Origin of the sequence: Promicromonospora sp. AC04, from assembly GCF_003058225.1 — a bacterium.
Lineage (GTDB): Bacteria > Actinomycetota > Actinomycetes > Actinomycetales > Cellulomonadaceae > Promicromonospora.
On sequence record NZ_QBUG01000006.1, the window covers coordinates 384322 to 403407 of the forward strand.

General features: G+C 72.6%; 16 protein-coding genes. 9 read left to right on the forward strand and 7 right to left on the reverse strand.

All coding sequences use genetic code 11. The features are described from left to right. Positions 1–84: 84 nt before the first annotated feature. The 4 genes from C8K30_RS18090 (at position 85) to C8K30_RS18105 (ending at position 6310) form a co-directional block, all read left to right on the forward strand. Complete coding sequence (locus C8K30_RS18090) at positions 85–2007, forward strand: right-handed parallel beta-helix repeat-containing protein (protein ID WP_108494273.1); 1923 nt, start codon at positions 85–87, stop codon at positions 2005–2007. An 85-nt stretch (positions 2008–2092) separates the two neighbouring features. Further along, complete coding sequence (locus C8K30_RS18095; protein ID WP_108494274.1) at positions 2093–4252, forward strand: fumarylacetoacetate hydrolase family protein; 2160 nt, start codon at positions 2093–2095, stop codon at positions 4250–4252. Further along, a complete protein-coding gene (locus C8K30_RS18100; RefSeq protein WP_108494275.1) occupies positions 4249–5811 on the forward strand; it encodes an arylsulfatase in 1563 nt (520 codons plus the stop codon). The genes C8K30_RS18095 and C8K30_RS18100 overlap by 4 nt, the downstream gene beginning before the upstream one ends. Before the next feature lie 76 nt (positions 5812–5887). Next, the gene (locus C8K30_RS18105; RefSeq protein WP_108494276.1) at positions 5888–6310 is read left to right on the forward strand and encodes a hypothetical protein; all 423 of its coding nucleotides are present in this window, start codon (positions 5888–5890) and stop codon (positions 6308–6310) included. Positions 6311–6342: 32 nt separating this feature from the next. Here the strand turns inward: C8K30_RS18105 and C8K30_RS18110 are convergent, their stop codons facing one another. Both C8K30_RS18110 and C8K30_RS18115 read right to left on the reverse strand, forming a co-directional pair. Next, a complete protein-coding gene (locus tag C8K30_RS18110) occupies positions 6343–7128 on the reverse strand; it encodes an SDR family NAD(P)-dependent oxidoreductase (protein WP_233257254.1) in 786 nt (261 codons plus the stop codon). 14 nt (positions 7129–7142) lie between these two features. After that, complete coding sequence (locus tag C8K30_RS18115) at positions 7143–8366, reverse strand: DUF418 domain-containing protein (RefSeq protein WP_108494278.1); 1224 nt, start codon at positions 8364–8366, stop codon at positions 7143–7145. A 180-nt stretch (positions 8367–8546) separates the two neighbouring features. On the opposite strand from C8K30_RS18115, the gene C8K30_RS18120 reads away from it, so the two are divergent. Both C8K30_RS18120 and C8K30_RS18125 read left to right on the forward strand, forming a co-directional pair. Continuing rightward, positions 8547–11069, forward strand: a complete 2523-nt coding sequence (locus tag C8K30_RS18120; RefSeq protein WP_108494279.1) for a choice-of-anchor P family protein — start codon at positions 8547–8549, stop codon at positions 11067–11069. A 38-nt stretch (positions 11070–11107) separates the two neighbouring features. After that, positions 11108–11884: a TetR/AcrR family transcriptional regulator gene (locus C8K30_RS18125; protein WP_108494280.1), complete on the forward strand. Its 777-nt coding sequence runs from the start codon at positions 11108–11110 to the stop codon at positions 11882–11884. A gap of 114 nt (positions 11885–11998) precedes the next feature. Here the strand turns inward: C8K30_RS18125 and C8K30_RS18130 are convergent, their stop codons facing one another. After that, positions 11999–12637 (reverse strand): TetR/AcrR family transcriptional regulator, encoded by a 639-nt coding sequence (locus tag C8K30_RS18130; RefSeq protein ID WP_108494281.1) that lies wholly within the window; start codon positions 12635–12637, stop codon positions 11999–12001. A 103-nt stretch (positions 12638–12740) separates the two neighbouring features. On the opposite strand from C8K30_RS18130, the gene C8K30_RS18135 reads away from it, so the two are divergent. Both C8K30_RS18135 and C8K30_RS30395 read left to right on the forward strand, forming a co-directional pair. Continuing rightward, positions 12741–13523 (forward strand): SDR family oxidoreductase, encoded by a 783-nt coding sequence (locus C8K30_RS18135; protein ID WP_233257255.1) that lies wholly within the window; start codon positions 12741–12743, stop codon positions 13521–13523. Positions 13524–14097: 574 nt separating this feature from the next. Next, complete coding sequence (locus C8K30_RS30395) at positions 14098–14403, forward strand: hypothetical protein (RefSeq protein ID WP_146197520.1); 306 nt, start codon at positions 14098–14100, stop codon at positions 14401–14403. A 120-nt stretch (positions 14404–14523) separates the two neighbouring features. Here C8K30_RS30395 and C8K30_RS18140 read toward each other — a convergent pair whose 3' ends face one another. Together C8K30_RS18140 and C8K30_RS18145 are read right to left on the reverse strand one after the other, a co-directional pair. After that, entirely contained in the window at positions 14524–14763 is a 240-nt protein-coding gene (locus C8K30_RS18140) for a hypothetical protein (RefSeq protein WP_146197521.1), read from the reverse strand. After that, positions 14760–15428: a TetR/AcrR family transcriptional regulator gene (locus C8K30_RS18145; RefSeq protein WP_108494283.1), complete on the reverse strand. Its 669-nt coding sequence runs from the start codon at positions 15426–15428 to the stop codon at positions 14760–14762. Before C8K30_RS18145 ends, C8K30_RS18140 begins: the two co-directional genes overlap by 4 nt. 96 nt (positions 15429–15524) lie before the next feature. On the opposite strand from C8K30_RS18145, the gene C8K30_RS18150 reads away from it, so the two are divergent. Continuing rightward, on the forward strand, positions 15525–16718 hold the full coding sequence (locus C8K30_RS18150) for an FAD-dependent monooxygenase (protein ID WP_108494284.1): 1194 nt from the start codon (positions 15525–15527) through the stop codon (positions 16716–16718). Positions 16719–16733: 15 nt separating this feature from the next. Here C8K30_RS18150 and C8K30_RS18155 read toward each other — a convergent pair whose 3' ends face one another. Then, positions 16734–17630 carry an NADP-dependent oxidoreductase gene (locus tag C8K30_RS18155; protein ID WP_108494285.1) on the reverse strand — a complete coding sequence of 299 codons (897 nt, stop codon included), beginning with the start codon at positions 17628–17630 and terminating at the stop codon, positions 16734–16736. Between the two features lie 183 nt (positions 17631–17813). Beyond that, on the reverse strand, positions 17814–19082 hold the full coding sequence (locus C8K30_RS31685; protein WP_108494286.1) for a YibE/F family protein: 1269 nt from the start codon (positions 19080–19082) through the stop codon (positions 17814–17816). Between the last annotated feature and the right edge of the window lie 4 nt (positions 19083–19086).

Here is a 19086-nt window from a genome sequence, read left to right on the forward strand (position 1 = left end):
CTGCCCGTACCCGCTCTCCCCGAAGCACGATGTCCGAACCCTCGCGGCTCGACCAGCTCTCCCGTCAACGGAAGGAAAGCAACGATGCCCCAGCCCGTGACCCGACGGAACATGCTCTGGACCGCCGGTCTGGCCGGCCTGGCGACCGCCGCCGGTGCCGTGTCCACCCCCCTGTCCCCCGCCTCCGCCGCACCCCTCACCACCGCCCCCGCCGACGACCCGCCGGAGCTCTCCGACCCCTCGCTCGCCACGCTGGACATCTCCGGCGCCACCACCCCGCAGGAGTTCGGCGCCCTGGCCGACGGCGTCAACGACGACACCGTCGCCATCCAGGCCGCCATCGACGCGCAGTTCGAGCGGCTGAGCAAGATCGTCTGGTTCCCGCCGGGGACCTACCGCATCACCGCGCCGCTGGTGGTCCGCGACACCGAGTTCACCGAGCCGATGAACCTCAACCGCATAGTCCTGGCCGGCCAGGGCACGATGGGCGTGCGCACGTCGCTGATCCTGGTCGACTTCGACGGCACGGGCGTGGAGATGCACGCCCCGCTGTGCGGCATCCGGGGGCTGTCGTTCATCACGCGCACCCGCACGCCGAACTCGGTAGCAGTGCGCACGGCGCGGACCAACAACACCGACGACATGGACGCGACGATCACCGAGTGCACGTTCGTCTCGTTCAACCAGGCGGTGGTGCACATCGGGCGCGGGCTGGTCTTCACCAACAACCTGGTGGCGATCTCCGGGACGGCGCTGACGGTCCAGTGGCCCACGGACGGCACCGGCGGCGGCGACCTGCACCTGCTGCCCTACGGCATGCGCAAGTGGCTCATCGAGGGCAACCACTTCCACAGCATGAACCAGTGCATAGCGACCACCGGCGCGGAGAACGCCAACTTCCGCGGCGCGGTGATCTCCAACAACCTGGTCGACATCGGCCGGCGGTTCTTCACCGGCGGCATCATCAACTCCACGATCGTCGGCAACGTCGTCGAGCACGCCTCCGGGCCGGCCATCGACATCACCGCGGGCGGCACCAACCTGACCATCGCGGGCAACGTGATCGGCGGTGGCGGGGTGGAGCCGGGCGGGAACCGGCCGCCGAACGCGATCCTGTTCCGCGGCGTGGACGCGCACAACGTCACCATCAGCGGAAACACGTTCAACTGGATCAACCTCGACCCCGTGGCGTTCGAGCAGTCGGCCTCCGAGATCACGATCTCGGCCAACTCGTTCGACAACTGGAACCTCGAGCACAGCCTCATCCGGGCGGCGGTGCGGGTCGCCGGCAACGCAGCGGGCATCTCCGTGATGGGCAACGCGTTCGGCAGCAACACCGTGGCCGGGAACCCGCCCGTGAGGGTCACGGGCACCATGACCGGCTCCACGATCAGCGGCAACATCCTGGACCCGGGCGCGCCCGTGGTCGTGGCGGGCACCGTGGGCGAGGGCTGCTACATCCAGCGCCGCGGCGCCGGCGCCAACGAGCACGAGGTCACCTCGGTCAAGAACGGGGCGTCGGTCATCCGGGCCACCGCCCCCGACGGGTACGCCGCGGGCGACGCCTACGGCAGCTTCCTCGCGGCGTCCGCGCAGCTCGCGGGGGCCGGGCCCGGCGTAAAGGGCGGGGTGCGGGTGGTGCCGGCGGACGACACGGGCGGCGCCGTCGTCGAGCTGGTGGCAGCCACGCCCGAGGCCAACGCGGTGGCCACCGTCCGGGTCGGGGCCGACGGCGTGGTGCCCACCACGGACAACGAGCGCGACCTCGGTTCGGCGGAGCACAAGATGCGGACCGTGTACGCCCACGGCCTCCAGCTCGCCCCGAACCCGGTGGCCGAACTGCCCGAACCCGTCGCCGGTGGCATCGTGATGGTGCCGGACGCGCTGGGGCCGTTCCCGACGCTTGCCGTCTCCGACGGCAGCCGCTGGTTCCGGGTGATCGTCGCCGGGTACCTCACCCCGGACGGCGCGACGGTCGAGGTGCCGGGGGCCGAGGAGCAGTCGTGAGCAGGGGCATCGTGAGCAGGGGCATCGCGAGCAGGGGCACCATGATCAGAGGCACCGTGGGCGGGGACGCCGAGGGAGGAGACCCGTGAGACTGGCCAGCTTCCTGGTCCAGGGCACCGAGCGCTGGGGCGTCGTCGTGCGGGATCCCGGCGTCGGGCAGCGGCCTGACGCCGGGCTCGGGCCCGGCGTCGCGCCCGGCCCCGGCCCTGGCCCGGGCCGCCGGGAGTGGCTCGTCGAGCCCGCCCTGGCCGAGGCCGCGCTGGCGGCCCACGCGGCCATCCCGTCCTCGGGCCCGGCCACGGCCCCGCGATTCCTCGCGGGGCGGTGGCCGGACACCCTGGTCGGCTTCCTCGCCCTGGACGACGCCGGGCTGGTCGCCCTGTCCCGGCTCGTCGCCGCGGTCGAACGGTTCGCCGCGCAGACCGACGCGACGATCCTGCCGCGCTCGGGCCACCCTGTCGGCGACCGGACCGAGGGGCCGGGCGACGACCGGGCTGGCAGACCCGGCTACGACTGGGCCGACGGACCCGCCGACAGCTTCGAGCTGCTCGCCCCGATCCCCCGGCCGCGCCTGTGCTGGGGCCTGGTGACGAACTCGCCGTCGTTCCTGCGCAACAGGCCCGGCGTACCGCTGATGAACCTGTTCCCGCTGGGGCACCAGCGGCCGCAGGGGGCGGTGGTGGGCCAGGGCGCGCCAGTGGTCATGCGGCACGACAACCACCTGCCGAGCATGGCCTACAACGTGGAGCTGGCGGTCGTGATCGGCCGGACGGGGCGCGACATCCCGGTCGAGCGGGCGATGGAGCACGTGGCGGGCTACACCGTGGTGAACGACGTCTCCGGCACCCACTACTACTCCGCCGTCCCCGGCAACACCGGACGCGGCTACTCGCTGCCGCCCGGCTACCAGGACTGGCTGTACCAGGCCACCGCCTCGTGGGGCGGCAAGAAGGCCGACACCCTGTGCCCCATGGGCCCCTACCTCGTCACCAAGGACGAGGTAGGCGACCCGTACAACCTGCTGATGTGGACGCGGCAGTCGGGCCGGACGCGCGACCGCGCGCACACCGGGGCAACCCTGCTGGGCATCGAGCGGGTCATCGCCTGGTACTCCTCGTTCGCGTCCCTGCACGTGGGCGACGTGATCCACTTCGGCACCATGGGCGTCGACGGCCTGCCCGTCACACCCGCCGAGATCGCCGCGGGCACGCGCCTGGAGGTCGAGATCGAGTCCGTGGGCGCGCTGGCCAACCCGGTCGTGGTGCCCGACGTCGGGCACGACGCGGCCGGGTCCACCAGGACCGACCTCACCCGGCACTCCTCGTGGGCCGTGCGGGAGCTCGCGCTGCACGAGCGCAACCGGCCCGGCGTGACGGCGATCGAAGCGCCCGAGGACTGGTCGGTCGCGGGGGCGCGGCACTTCTGGACGTCCTTCGGCAACGGCGCCCCGGTGAACACGCCCGACCCCGACGGCCTGCCACGGCTGGCCGTGCCGCGCTTCCTGAACGGCCCCGCCTCATCCCTGTCCGCGGGCAGCCCCGTGCGCGTCCCGGCGCGCGCCACCGACCTCGTCATCGCGGTCGAGCTCGCGCTGGTGGTGCGCCGCCTGACCTCCGACGCCGCCGACGTGCCAGACCAACAGGTCGCCCGGACGACCCGCTCGCCCGACCGGTCGGAGACCGACGAGCTCGTCCTCGGTTACACGCCCCTGGTGTCGGTCTGCGACCAGTCCTTCCGCGACGCCGTCGTCGAGCCCGCCCGCGCCGGCGAGCGCGGCATCGGCGCGATGTACGGGCGGTGGGCGGACGGCTTCAACGTCGTGCTGCCCGCGCCGCAGCCGCTGGCGCCAGTCGACGGGCTGCCCGACCCGGACGGCTGGTCCGGGCGCGAGATGTGGCTGCGGGTGACGGGAGTCGGGACGCCGGATGCGGCCCTTGCAGGGGCCGGTGCCGGTGCCAGTACCGCGGCTGGGGCCGGAGCCAGTGCAGGGGCCGATGCCGGACTGCCGGCCGAGGTGCACGGCTCGACCGCCGCCTACGCTGCCGGGCCCACCGAGCTGCTGGCCGCGATCTCCCGCATGATCACCCTGTTCCCCGGCGACGTGGTGACGCTCGGCGCGACATCAGCCCGGGTGCGCGTCACGCGCGAGCAGTACGCGGCCGGGCTGGACGTCACCGCCGGCATCGAGGGCCTGGGCACCGTGCGCGCCCGGATCACGCCAGACGGCGGCCAGGAGACGACATGACCCGCAGCCCCGACGTGCTGGTCGTCCTCGCCGACGACCTCGGCTACTCCGACGTCGGCGTGTTCGGCGGCGAGATCGACACCCCCGCCCTGGACCGGCTGGCGCGCCGCGGCGTACGGATGAGCTCCTTCTACGTCACACCCCGCTGCAGCCCGTCCCGCGCGGCCCTCCTCACGGGGCGGCACTCGCACGACGTCGGCGTCGGCGTGCTCACCAGCGACGACCGCCCGTACGGGTACCGCGGCTCCCCGGACCCCACTGCGCCGACGCTCGCCGAGCGGCTCCGCTCCATCGGCTACACGACGGCGCTCGCGGGCAAGTGGCACCTGTCGGCGCAGACGGCCGAGCCCGACGAGACCTGGCCCACCCGCCGCGGGTTCGACGAGTTCTACGGCGTGCTGCCCGGCGCCGTCAGCTACTACGGCCCGCCGCTGGTCGACGGCGAGGAACGGCTGCCGCCGTCGGCCACCGCCGGGGACTACTACCTGACGGACGACCTGACCCGGTACGCGCGCGACTTTGTCGAGCGCGCGCACAAGGGCGGGCGGCCGTGGTTCCTGTACCTCGCCTACACGGCGCCGCACTGGCCGCTGCACGCCCGGGAGGCCGACGTCGCGAAGTACCGCGAGCGCTACCTCGCCGGCTGGGACCGGCTGCGCGAGCGCCGGCTCGCGGAGCAGCACCGCCTCGGCCTGGAGACCGCTGCCGACCTGCCGGCGCGCGACCTGCGGGTGCCTGCGTGGGCGGAGACCTCCGAACCGGAGTGGGAGGCCGAGCGCATGGCCGTCTACGCGGCGCAGGTCGAGGCCATGGACCGGGGCGTCGGCGCGCTGCTCGACCAGCTGGAGGCGCAGGGCACGCTGGACGACACGCTGGTGGTGTTCTGCTCGGACAACGGGGCGTGCGCGGAGGAGCTGCCGACGCCGTCGGGCCGCCTGCCGGTGGACGTGTCCCCGCCGACGACGCGCGACGGGCGGGCCGTCCGGGTGGGCAACTCCCCCGACGTCGTCCCGGGGCCCGAGGACTCCTACGCGAGCTACGGCCGGTCGTGGGCGCACCTGTCGAACACGCCGTTCCGGCTGTACAAGCGGTGGGTGCACGAGGGCGGCATCGCGTCACCGCTCATCGCGTCGTGGCCGGCGGGCGGCGTCCTGGGCGGTGGCCGGACGGCGGGACCGGGCCACGTCGTCGACATCGCGCCCACCGTGCTGCGCGCCGTGGGCGGCGACACCAGCGGGATGGCGGGCGCGAGCATGCTCGACCAGTGGCGGGGCGAGGCGGCGGTCGAGCGGCCGCTGTTCTGGGAGCACCTCGGGAACGCCGCCGTGCGGTACGGCCAGTGGAAGCTGGTCCGCGAGGCGGGGCGGCCGTGGGAGCTGTACGACATCCTGGCGGACCGCGGCGAGACGCACGACCTCGCCGCCGAGCACGCCGACGTCGTCACGCGGCTGGAGCACTGCTGGGAGGTGTGGGCGCGGTCGACCGGGGTGATCGAGTGGGACCGGCTGCTGGAGTACTACCGGATGCGGGGCCTGGAGCAGTCGGTGCTGCCGGACTGACGCGGGAGGCAGAGACGGCCTTACGCGGTCGCGAACGCCCGACCCGTCCCGGGAGGCAGAGTGCGAGACTGCCCGCATGAGTGATGGGGAGTGGAGCCGGCAGCGGGCCGAAGCGGTCCGCGTGCAGGCGGAGCGCCTGGCGGCGCGGCAGGACGCCGAGCACACCCGGGCCGAGGCGATGCTCCGCGACTTCGTGGCCGCCGCGAAGACCGCCGGGCTCGCTCCCGAGGACCTTCAGGTCCAGGGGTACGGCGGGCGGGGCACGGCGCGCACCGGGCTGAAGGGCTGGTACCTGCGCGTGGACCGAACCGCCGGCGTCAGCACGGACGGCGACTTCTACGTGCTCACCGCGCCGGTCAGCCTCCTGGACCGCGTCCGCGGCATCCGGCCCGACGCGCGCCGTCCGCCGCTGATCCTCGGCGCGGGCGGCAAGGACGGCGAGTCCGTCCCTCTGGCCGACGCCCTGGACCGCCTGCTCCCGGGCTGGCGCCCGCGCTGACCCGCCCCGCGACCCGCGACCCGCGGCAGCCGTCAGCCCGGCGACCGGCCCAGGTCCTCCCAGCGACGCCATGCGGCGATCCGCTCCTCGGTGATCGGCAGGACGGCGTCCGCGGCGAGGTCTCCCACGAGGATCCGCAGCGGCGGCTCGTCCGCGTCGACGATCGCGAGGACCACGCGGGCGACGTCGGCCGGGGACGAGGAGCCGGGCGGGTGCCACGCGGCCGCCCGCAGCGCGTCGTAGGCCGGGAGCTGCGCGGCGTGCACCGCCGACTCCCCGCGCCACGCGGTGTCCACGGGCCCGGGCTCGACGAGCGTGACGTGGATGCCGAACCCCGCGACCTCCTGGGCGAGCGACTCGGTCAGCCCTTCGAGCGCCCACTTGGACGCGCTGTAGCCGCCGAGCCCCGGCCACGCGGCGACGCCGCTGGAGCTGGACACCTGCACCACGTGGCCCGACCCCTGCGCGCGCAGTACCGGGAGTGCCGCCTGGGTCACGTGCAGCACGCCCAAGAGGTTGACCTCGAGCTGCTCGCGCAGCTGCTCCGGCGTGATCTCCTCGACGTAGCCGAACAGCCCGTAGCCCGCGTTGTTGACCACCACGTCGATGCGTCCGAGCCGCTCGACCGCCGCCCGCACCGCGGCACCGGCCTGGTCCGGGTCGGTCACGTCCAGCCGCAGCGGCACGACGGCGTCGCCGTGCTCGGCCACCAGGTCGTCCAGCGAGGCGAGGTCCCGCGCCGTCGCCGCGACGCGGTCGCCGCGCTGCAGGGCCGCCTCCGCGATCGCCCGGCCGAGGCCGCGGCTCGCTCCGGTCACGAACCAGACCCGGCTCACAGCGCACTGCCCGGCGCTGAGCTGCCCGGCGCCGAGCTGCCGGGTGCCGAATCGCCCGGCGCAGCGCTGACCGGCCGCACCGCGTACGTGAAGCGCCGGGTCAGCGTCTCGAACGGGCCGCGCCGGCCGGTGCGCCGCATCCACTCGGCCAGGCCGACCGACGCGGCCCACACCCCGATCGCGAGCAGCGCCGTCGTCGTCACCGTGAGTGTGTCGGCGAGGTCGAGCAGGAACGGCGTGAACGCCACGAACCACACCGGCGACTGCAGCAGGTAGCACGTCATCGACCGCTGCCCCACGGCGGCGACCGCCGCCACCAGGCCGCGGTTCCGCAGCCGCGTGGCGACCAGGCAGATCAGCGCCGCGTACCCGAACCCACCCAGCACACCGGTCGCGTCGTGCAGCGGGCCGACCCACTCCAGCACATCGTCGGCCGGGCGCTCGTACGCGCCCGTGACCAGGAGCGCCGCCGGCTGGGCGCCGAGCACCGCGGCGGAGATCCCCACAGCAGCGACGATCCGCAGCAGCACGCGGTGCTCGGCGGGCCGCTCGAGGATCCGCCGCCGTCCGGCCCACAGACCGATCGCGAACGGGCAGACGAACCCGATGGGCCCGACGAGCGCGACGATCGTGGCGATCGCTGCCCGCTCGGAGAACATGGTCGCGAGGTCGGGCGGCAGGGCCTCAGGGCCCGGCCCCGCCGTGCTGATCGACAGGGAGTCCACGCTCGGCAGCGCGCCCAGCACGAAGAACACTGCCGCAACGGCGAGCACAGCGGCATCGGACCGCCGCACCAGCAGGATCCCGACGAACAGCAGCACCCCGTACATCGCCAGGATGTCGCCCGCGTAGAACAGGAGGGCGTCGAGCACCCCGATGACGATCAGGACCAGGGAGCGACGGAACAGGATCTGGTCCACGACGCTCGACCCGAACCCGGCGTTGCGCCGCACGATGTGCGCCACGCCGTAGCCGAACAGCAGCCCGAACATCGGGAACGCCCGGCCGTCCACGAACGTGGAGACCAGCCACGCGACGGCGTCGTCCACCCGAGAGCCGCCCGCCGGAAAGCCGCCGACGTACCGCTCGCCGAGCAGAAAGTAGTGCGAGTTCGCCAGCGCGATGAACAGCAGCATCACGCCGCGCGCGAGATCGGGCCCGAGCGCCCGCTCGGACAGCCCGGTGGCCGACGCCGTCGCGGGCAGGGGTTCAGCCGTCATGGGCGCCATCGTGCCAGGTGGGCCCGGGACGCGCCGCCAAGTGCACCCTGCGCCGCCACCATTCGGGCACGTCCGAATGTCAGCGCTTGTGGCAGCCCGAACGGCGATCCTGGTCTCGGTCAGTCACGCACCCACGGCGGACGCGACGGCGCGTCCCGCCCCGCACCGGCGAGGAGAGCCATGGCAACGGGAGCACTGAAGAACTCGCGACACCTCCGGCGTCTGACGGTGCTCGTCACCGTCGCGGGCGTCGCACTGTCGACGTCGGCCACGAGCGTGGCCGGCGCGGACGAGCCCGGGCCGGCGGCCGACCCGCCCGCGAGCGCCGGCGACGCGCCTCCCGGCTGGCGGACGTTCGGCTCGTACGAGGAGGCCGTTGCCGCCGGGCCGAGCCGCACCCTCGAGGAGGCGGCGGCGGTGCAGCAGAACTCGATGAACGTCGCGGAGCCGACCGTGCTGCCCGAGGGCCTGGAGGACACCGCCGCACGGCCGAGGACCAAGGCTGCCGACGAGGAATGGTGGTGGGACGACGAGGACACCTACGACGTCGCACCGGGAGAGCTGCCCGAGCCGGGAGAGTTCACGCTCGACTCCTGCGAGGAGGAGTTTCCGGACGGCCGCACCACCCCGCTCTACAAGAACCGCTACTCGATGTGCTTCGAGCCGAAGATCGGCTTCCGGCACATGAACGGGAGCGGGGTGTTCGCGATCATGTGGTTCGACCTGACGCTGGTCGGCTGGGGCAGCCGCGACACCCTCTGGAACAGGTTCCAGTGGCGGATCTCGAACCCGGTACCGGAGGGCCCGGTCGACCCGACCGCGCCCATGACCCTCGACATGGTGTGCGACGGGCAGGGACAGGCCTCCTGTGAGAACGACGAGGCGCAGGGCCCCGTGACGAAGTCCCTCGCGGAATGGTCGAGCCTGGAGTGGGTGTACAACGAGAACTTCTTCATGGGTGACTCCTTCCCCAGCGGCAACACGCCCCCCTTCCACCCGGACGACCTCGTCAGCTTCCTGTCCGCCCGGTTCATCGCATCCGGCCCGGACTACACCGACGACCTCGACCTCACCTACCGCTGCGACAGCGCGTCGTACCTGCCGGCGAACGAGAGCGGCGGCTGCATCTTCGACGACGTCCGTCCGGTCCACTACATCGACATGGAGGACACGGCGATCACGCAGGAGGCCTTCCACATCTTCGAGGCGTTCACCAAGCCGCACCTCATCAATCCGGATCCGGCCGGCAAGATCATCCCGGGCAATGCCAACTCCAGGCCCCGCGAGAGCCTGAGCCGCCTGCGACCCGAGTACGAGCCGACCAGGTACCGCAGGAACCACGACATCGCCGTGGCGACGTGCCTGGGAGTGGACCCGGACTACGCGAGCAAACGGATGGACTGCGACGAGTTCCCGTACCGGAGCACGTTCCAGGGTGCGGCTCTGGGAACCGAGGACCCGGATACCGAGTACAGCTACTCGGCCCGGGCGCTCAACCGGAGCCACAACCGGTCGGCGGGCGCGAAGCTCGGCGTCTGGTACTCGTTCGACCGGATCCTGCACGGTGACCGGTTCTGGGTCCAGGTCGGCTGCGGGCCGCAGGCGTTGCCCTGCGGCGGGGACATCCCGGACATGCCCGGCACGGGCAACACACCGCCCACCGTCGACGCCGGCCCCGACGTCACCGGCGCCGAGGGCTCGCCGGTCGCGCTCGCGGGCACCGTCACCGACCCGGACGACACCCCGACCATCGCCTGGTCGGCCGCGCCCGGGCCGGGCGTGGACCCCGGAGCGACCTGCACCTTCGCGAACGCCGCGGCCCCGAATACCACCATCACCTGCACCGACGACGGGCCGTTCACCGTCACCCTGACGGCGGACGACGGCCACGGCGAACCCTCGCCCGTGAGCGACCGCGCGACGGTGACGCTGGCCAACGTCAACCCGGCCGCCCAGATCACGGCCCCGACGTCGGGCCAGATGATCAACGCGCGCCGGCCCGCTCCGGTGAGCGTCACCTTCACCGACCAGGGCACCAACGACACGCACACGTGCCAGGTCGACTACGGCGACGGCGACGGGCCGGTCCAAGGGACCGTCACACAGCAGCCCGGCGGCGGGACCTGCGCGGCGGAGCACGTCTACGGCTTCGACGGACTCGGGCCGCGCACGATCACGGCGACGATCACGGACGACGACGGCGGGGCCGACAGCAAGACCGTCGACGTGGTGGTCTACGTGCCGGGCGCCGGGTTCGCGATCTCGGCCGACGGCCTGCTCGACGTCGAGCGGACCCCCGACGTCCGCTGCCCGCCCGACGACGAGCAGTCGACGGCAACCCTGGACACCCTGGTGGGCCGCGTTGGCGCGCTGAACGTGAGCTGCACCGTCAGCACGACGACCGGCCGTACCGAGGTCGAGACCAGCGTCGCCGACGTGACCCTGCTGAACGGGCTCGTCCGGATCACCGACATCCAGAGCAGCTGCACGGCCGACGCCTCCGGGATCGAGCGCAGCTCGCTCGTCGGGACGATCAACGGCATCCCGATCGGCGCGGGCTCGGGCTCGCTGTCGGTGCTGGGCGTGGTCGAGGTGGCCTACAACGAGAGCACCACCGACACGGAGGGCCGCCTGGTGCAGAACGCGATCCGGGTGCGCGCGGCGGGCCAGGAGGTGGTGGTCGGCAGCTGCCGCCTCGGCTAGGGCCGGTAGGCTCCGCGGCCTGGAGCTAGGCTCGCGGCATGCCCGTGGACGACGACGACACCCGGCCGCTGACGCGCCGCGAACGGGTCAGGCGGCAGACCGTCGACGAGATCGTCGAGCGGGCGCTGGAGCTGGTCGACGCCGGCGGCGCGCACAGCCTGTCGCTCGCTTCGGTCGGCAAGGCGATGGGCATGACGTCGCCCGCGCTGTACCACTACTTCGCGTCGCGCGAGGCGCTGCTCGACGCCCTGGTCGTGGCCGGGTACACCGACCTCGGCACCGCCGTCGAGGGCGCCGCGCACGAGGCGGCCGACCGGCCCGCACCGGACCGGTTGGCCGCCGTCGCGCACGCCTGGCGCCGCTGGGCGCTGGACCATCCGCGCCGCTACTCGATGCTCTTCACGGGCAGCAGGCGCGAGACGGTGGACCCGCTGGAGAGCGTCGGCCCCATCAGCCGGAGCATGCTCGCCCTGGTCACGACGCTCCAGGAGATAGCGCCCGACGGCGGCGCGGGTGGCGCGTCGGCTGACGGCGCGGGTGACGCAGCTGCATTCGCGGCGTCCGGCACGGGCGCCGGCGGTTCCGGCCCCGCCCGGGCTGCCGGCCTCGACGAGAAGCTGTCGCACTGGGGCAGGTCCCTCGGGGCCCCGGCGGGGACCGGGCATCCGGCGCTCCGGCTCGCGCTGTCCACCTGGTACCGCGTGCACGGCCTCGTTTCCCTGGAGATCGTGGGCGCCTTCGACACCATGGGGCTCGACGGCGGCAGCCTCCTGACAGCGGAGATCAACAGCCTGGTCAGCGAGGCCGGCCGCTAGCTTCCTGCTGACTTTGGTTCAGCAGGCTCCAGGCGTCCACACACCGCGGGTTCATGGACGCCCAAAGCCTGCTGAACCAAAGTCAGGACGCGGACCGGCTGGCCGGCGCGGCGCTCAGGTCGCCCGCATCGCCGCCGCTACCTGCTCGGCGGTCATCGCCGGCGCGGAGAGCGGGTGGGCACCCTCCGCGCGTAGACCGTCGAGCTGCAGGTCGAGGAAGCGTCGCCACGCATCGGGCGCGACGTCGACGGTCGCGGAGATGATCCGGGAGATCGACCAGACCAGGGACGCCAGGTCCTCCATCTGGAAGTCATCACGGAGGGCGCCCGACTCCTGCGCTCGCTCGACGAGCAAGCCGGCGGAGGCGAATCCCTCGTCGCACGCCGCGGCGAGCGCCGTCGCGTCCGGGTAGCGCAGGGTCATCGCGTCGTTCATGCCGCGGTCGGTCGCCTGCAGCTCGAAGACCTGGACCAGAAAGGTCCTAAAGCCGCGCCACGCGTCGTCGTCGGCGAGCGCGGTCCGTGCCGTGCCCGCCAGCGCCGCGATCCGCGGGGGGTACACGGCGTCGAGCAGGGACCCGCGGCTCGGGAAGTGGTTGTAGAGGGTCCCGATGCTCACTTCCGCGCGCCGCGCGATCTCCTCCAGCGAAGCGGACACCCCGCTCTCGGCGAACACCGCTTCGGCGGCGGCCACGAGCTTCTCCCGGTTGGCGACGGCGTCGCGGCGACGCGGTCGACTGCTGACGCTCGGCATGGGCCCACTCTACATAGTTGAGGGCGCCCTCAACTTTGGGCTATGGTCTCCACGAACTTGAGGCACCCCTCATGTTCCCGAGGTTCGACGAGGAGAAGAAGCTGTGACGACAGACCACGCTGGAGAAACGAACGAGGAACGTCCGGGCGCCGCGGTGGTGCTGGGGGTCGGCCCTGGCCTCGGCCTGGCGATGGCGAGCAGGTTCGGCAGGGCCGGGCACCCGGTCGCCGTCGTCTCCCGCTCCGCGGACCGGCACCCCGCGTACCTCGAGCGCCTCCGCAGCGAGGGCACGACGGCGATCGCCGAGGTCGCCGACGTCCTGGACCCCGGCGCGCAGGCGGAGGTACTGGCACGGATCACCGAACGGCTCGGCCCGATCGAGGTGCTCTACTTCGGCCCGGCCGCCATGGACCCCGACAGCTTCCCGGTACCGATCGAGCAGGTCACCGGCGAGTCGGCGCTCCGTGCGCTCACCACGCTCGTGCCGCCAGCGGTCGATGCCGTCACCGCCGTCCTCCCTGCGATGCGCGCCCGGGGACGAGGCGTGGTCCTGCTGCCCACCGGCCTCAGCGCCGTCCGCCCGATGCCGCCGCTCGGCAACCTGGCACTCGCCTCCGCCGCGCTGCACACCTACGCGGTGACCCTCCACGCCGCGCTCGCGGGCAGCGGCGTCTTCGTCGGTTCCCTGGTGATCGGCGGCGGCGTACGCGGGGGTGACATCTACACCGCGATGTCGGCCCAGGCCGTGGACGGCCTCGCCGAGTCCGGGCTGGACGCCGACCAGCTCGCCACGATGTCGCTCGACCCCGACGAGATCGCCGACGCCGCCTGGCAGCTGGCGACGCGGCGCGAGAGCGCGGAGGAGGTCTTCTCGGTGATCGGCTGACGCCGAGCCGGCGCGGGGCCGGCCGGCGAGTCCGGAGGCTCGGCCTGTCGGCACCGGACCACGCCCGAAAGCGGTACTCGTCACCGGAACGGGACCGAGGACCAGCCAGCCTCCGTCGCTTAGGAATCGAGGTCGCTAATTCACCCACTATTTGCCACGACAGAGTCGATACGCGAACGCTACTTTTGCGGTGTTTCCTTGCATCGCGGATGGAAACGCAACAATTGCGAGTATCGTGATCCCCTGACAAAGGAGCTAGCGTGCACGTTTCACTCGGATACGTCGGTTCGGCAAGGGTATGGACACAGCCATCGTGAACGGTCAAATACTCGTGTGGCCACTGGCAGGTATCGCGGTGCTGGCGACCACACTATGTGGCTGTGGACCTGCCCAAGGCACGCAGGAAGCTCGTGTGAGAATGCCCGGCGAAGATGCTGCGAGTTCAGTCATGGTCGGTAGCAGAAACGTGGCTCCTGGTGAGCATCATTCGTTCGGCACAGTGATGCTGTGCGTCGACAATGCAGCGTCTGGTCAGATCACAGGGGTAGCAGCACGCGAAGGTTCAGGTGTCATCGTGACCTCGTACACCGTCCAGAACAATCTCACAGGGATCGGCCACGAGCCGAAGACACTCAAGGACCTTGGCCTAGATTCCGCAGACAAGGCCGTGCGTAGTAGTTGTGATTCGAGTTCCGATGTCACAGAACTACTCGTGGAGGTCGCCGCCCAGGACGATCGATCCGTGCTCACGGACGAGTTGGACATCTCCTTCGATGCAGCGGGCGAGGTGGGAGAGTTCACGGTTCCTTGGGGGATCACTCTGTGCACAACTGTCGACCAGGACCAGACAGACTTCTGTCTCGACAACGGTACAGACTGATTGCCGCCAGAGCTGGCCGCGATGTCCTCACGGGCATCGCGGCCGGCCCCGGTCGCTTGTCCCGCGAAAAGACGGGCAACCTTCGAATCCCGCAAGCACCTCGACGGGGTCAGGCCTGGTTCAATTAGCCGGCGGTCCGTCGAGGACGGTGAAGTCGCCCGCCGCTTGGAGCCCAGCCACCGCGGCGGCGGTGTCGGCGCCGTGCACCACGACGTGCCCCGCGTAGTTTGCCGAACGGCGAACCATGTGGATGGCGGTCTGCTGGTCCTCCGTGGTCATGATCGTCTCCTCCCAGCCGGCCTCACCGTCGTCCAGCTCGAGCGGCACCACCTCAGGCACCCAGTTCTCTTCCTGACTCATCGGGGGTGGGCGGCGAGCATCCCGGCAGTGACGAACGCGACGAGCCGCTCCCGGTCGGCGTCGTCCGAGCGGCCGGTGCCGGATGCGGGACCACGCAGCTGGGGCCACTCCACCGTGGCGAAGGCCCCGGACTGATGGAGGCTGAGCAGGCCCAGCATGCTGGTGTAGGCGAACCGGATGCCGTCGTCGTCGACCTCGGGCAGCGCGCGGCTCAGCGCGGCGAGGTAGCGGCCCTCCACGGGGTCCACCTGGTCGGCGAAGAGCTGGCGGACCCGCGGATCCGGCTCGCTGATCATGCGGCCGATGAAGCGCGCGACGTCGGGCCCGTGCCCCTCCAGGAGGTCGGCGCCCGGTTCGACGAACGCGCGCACCAGAGCCGCCACCGTGGGCGGCTCCGGTGCCGACTCGAGCTCGTCGAGCCGGCGGCTCCGCTCGTTGTTGGCGAGCCGCATCGTCCGGTCGACGACGGCGCGCAGCAGCCCTTCCTTGGACCCGAAGTGGTAGTTCACCGCGGCGATGTTGCTCCGGGCCGCCTCGGTCAGGGCCCGCAACGAGGTGGCCTCGATCCCGCGCTCGCCGAACAAGCGCACCGCCGCCTCGATCAGCCGCTCCCGGGTCCCCTGCGCCGCACGCCGCTTGCCAGGGACGTCGTCCCGTCCGCTCACCGCACCTCCCAGCCCTGTCGTGCCGTCGCCGACATGCTATAACATCCGTTTCAATCGATCGTTTGAATCGGTTGTTTCGGAAATGAGGGGACTCGAATGAGCAACAGCACGGCCATCGTCGTCGGAGCGGGGATCGGCGGTCTTACGGCCGCCTACGCCCTGCAGCGCAACGGCTGGCAGGTGCGCCTGTACGAGCAGGCCCCCGCCATCGCACCGGTCGGCGCCGCCATCGGGATCGCACCCAACGCCGTCAAGGCGCTCGACCACCTCGGCCTCGGCGCCGCCCTGCGCGACCGCGGACTGCGCCAGGAGGCACTGGAGATCCGTCTCCGGCGAGGCGCCCGCGTCGGGCGGCTGCCCGCCTCTGGCCTCGAGCACCGCTACGGCGCCTCGTTCTATGCCCTGCACCGGGCAGAGCTGCACGGTCTGCTCATGGACGGGCTCGACCGGGACATCCTGCACACCGGGCATCGCGCCGAGGCGATCGGCGGCGGGCCAGGCGCGGCCACGGTCACCCTGCGCACGGCGCACGGCACGACGACGGAGACGGCCGACCTGGTCGTGGCCGCGGACGGCGTCGGAAGCCGCCTTCGCGCGGCGCTGCTGCCCGACTACCCCGGCCCGACCTACGCGGGATACACGGTGTGGCGCGGCATCGTCCCGGCCGAGCGCGCCGAGCCGCTGGGGGTCCCGCCCGTGCTGTCGGAGACGTGGGGCAGCGGCGCACGGTTCGGCGTCGCTCCGATCAACGACGGCCAGGTCTACTGGTTCGCCTGCGAGAGCGCCCCCGAGCACACCAGGTTCGAGCACGACCTCGGCGCGCTCGCCGCGCGGTTCCAGGGGTGGCACGACCCCGTCCCCGGGCTGCTCGCGGCCACCCCGGCCGAGACGCTGCTGCGCCACGACGTGTACTACCTGAAGGAACGCCTGCCGGGATTCGTGCGCGGCCACGTGGCGCTGCTCGGCGATGCCGCCCACGCCGTCACGCCCGACATCGGGCAGGGCGCCTGCCTGGCGATCGAGGACGCGGTGACCCTCGCCGCCGCGATCGAGGACTCGGGGATCGACGCCGGCCTGCGCGCGTACGACACGCTCCGCCGCCCCCGCACCGAAGGGATGGCGCGCGCCTCCGGCCGGATCGGGCGCGTCCTGCAGACCCGCAACCCCGCCGCGGCCTGGCTGCGGAACGCGATCGCCTCGGCCGCGCCCACCGCGCTGCTGATGCGGTCGGCGGGAGCCGCCCTGACCTGGGACCCGCCGCTGGGCGCCCGCGCAACGAGGGTCAGGTGAGCCCGGCGGGGGCCCTCACGGGACGAGGACCACCTTGCCGCCCGAGCGCCCGTCGTCGACCAGGCCCTGCCCCCGTGCGGCCTCCGCCAGCGGCAGCACCTTGGCGACCGGGACCGACACCTCGCCGCGGACGACGAGGTCGACCAGCTCGGTCAGCTCCTCGGCCGAGGGTTTGGACCGCTCGTTGAACTCGACGCCCAGCCCGTGGGCGGCCGGGTCGGTGAGGGTCAGAACCCGGTCGGTACCGCCCCGCAGCTCGATGCTGTCCGGGAGGACACCCCTGCCCGAGGTGTCGAGCACGGCGTCGACGGTCGGCGCGAGCGCACGGACCCGGTCGACGAGCCCCGCACCGTAGGTCGTGGCGGTCGCCCCGTACGCGGCTACCCGCTCCTGGTTCGCCGCCGACGCCGTACCGATGACGGTCACGCCCGCCGCGACCGCGAGCTGGGTCACCAGCCCGCCGATGCCGCCGCTGGCGCCGTGCACCAGCAGGGTCTCCCCCGGCTTCGGGTCGAGGATGCGCAGCGCGCGCCGGGCGGCCTCGCCCACCACGGGCAGCGCGGCGGCCTGGACGACGTCGAGGCCGTCGGGCACCGGCGCCCACAGCTTCAGGACGGCGAGCTCCGCGGCGCCCCGGCTGGTCCAGCCGGTGATCCGGTCACCCTCGGCGACCCCGACGACGTCGGCCCCCACCTGGTCCACGACGCCCGCGACCTCCAGCCCGGGAACCGCCGGGAGCCGCGTCCGGAACACGGCCTCCATGGCGCCGGACCGGACCTTCCCGTCGAACGCGTTCAGGCCAACGGCCTCGACCCGCACGCGGACCCGCCCGGGGCCCGCCTCCGGCTCCGGGACCTCCCCGAGGTGCAGCACCTCCGGGCCGCCGAACCGGTCGAAAACTACTGCGCGCATCGGTCTTTCCTTTCCGCTCCGAGACAGCATCCACCGCCCCGCACAGGTAACCACCCCCGACGGCAAAACATGCCGGGTGAGACCGCCACGCCCGCTATGTCGCTGACCCATGTCGCTGACCCATGTCGCTGACCCATGTCGCTGACCCCATGTCGCCACCCGCCATGTCACCACTTCCTGCCCCTACGTCCCCGACGCCCCGCCCCCGGATGCCCGCGCCTCAGCGGCCCAGGCCTCCGACACCGGCGCCATCAGCTCCGGGTCCGAGGCCGGGTCCGACGTCGTGGCGCCCGACGCCAGGTCCGTCGCCGGCCCCGGGACCGTGAGCGTCGCGATCCAGGTGGTGATCGGGATGGCGAGCACGAGCCCGATCGATCCGACGAGGGTGCGCACCACCTCCTCGGCGATCTCACCGGAGGTCAGGGCGGCGGTCGGCGGCTGGTCCACGAGCCAGACCATCATCAGCAGCGGCAGGGCGGCGCCGACGTAGGCGAAGGCGATCGTGTAGACGGTCGAGGCGATGTGGTCGCGCCCGATCCGCATGGCGCTCGTGAACAGCTCGGCGCGCGTCGCCGTCGGCGCGACCCCCCGAAGCTCCCACACGGCCGAGGCCTGGGTGATCGTCACGTCGTTCAGCACGCCCATGCCGGCCAGGACGATGCCGCACAGCGCGATCCCGCGCAGGTCGGCGCCGGGCGCGCTGGACGGCAGGAACGCGGACGCCTCGTCGGTGGTGCCGGTGATCTGCGCCGCCCCAGATGCCCAGGCGGCGATCCCAGCCGTCAGCGCGAGCCCGACCAGCGTGCCGAGCAGCGCCGTCGACGTCCGTGCGGACAGCCCGTGCGCCAGGTACAGCGTCACGAACATGACCAGGGACGACGTCACCAGCGCCACGCCGATCGCGGACTCCCCCGCCAGGAGGGCGGGCATCGTGAAGCTCAGGAGCACGGCGAACGCGAGCCCGAGCCCGGCCATGGCGGCCAGCCCGCGCCAGCGCGCGACCAGCAGCACGACGGCGGCGTAGGCGATCGCGAGCAGCCCGATCGGCAGCTCGCGCTGAAAGTCCATGAACACGAGCGGGTCGACGCCGGCCTGGGAGACCCGGGAGATGTCGACGGCGGTGATGTGGTCGCCCTCGGCGAGCGGGACCGACGGGCCGGGCGACTGCATCCGGGACTCCTCGCCGCTCGGGAGCTCGACCGGGATGCTCCCGGTGACCGGGTCGGCCGGGCCGGAGACCGTGACGTCGACGAACGACGTGCCCTCCGCCCGGGCCGGCACCCGGTCGGGCACGTCGCTGCTGCTGGGCCACAGCAGCCACAGCCCGACCAGGGTCAGGAGGAGAGCGGAGACAAGGCTGACGACCAGGAGAAACGTCGTGCGGGGAGTGGTGGGCGCGGGCTGGGGAGGGGACGACGGCGACACGGCGCCGTGCGAGTGAGCGTGCACCATGCGG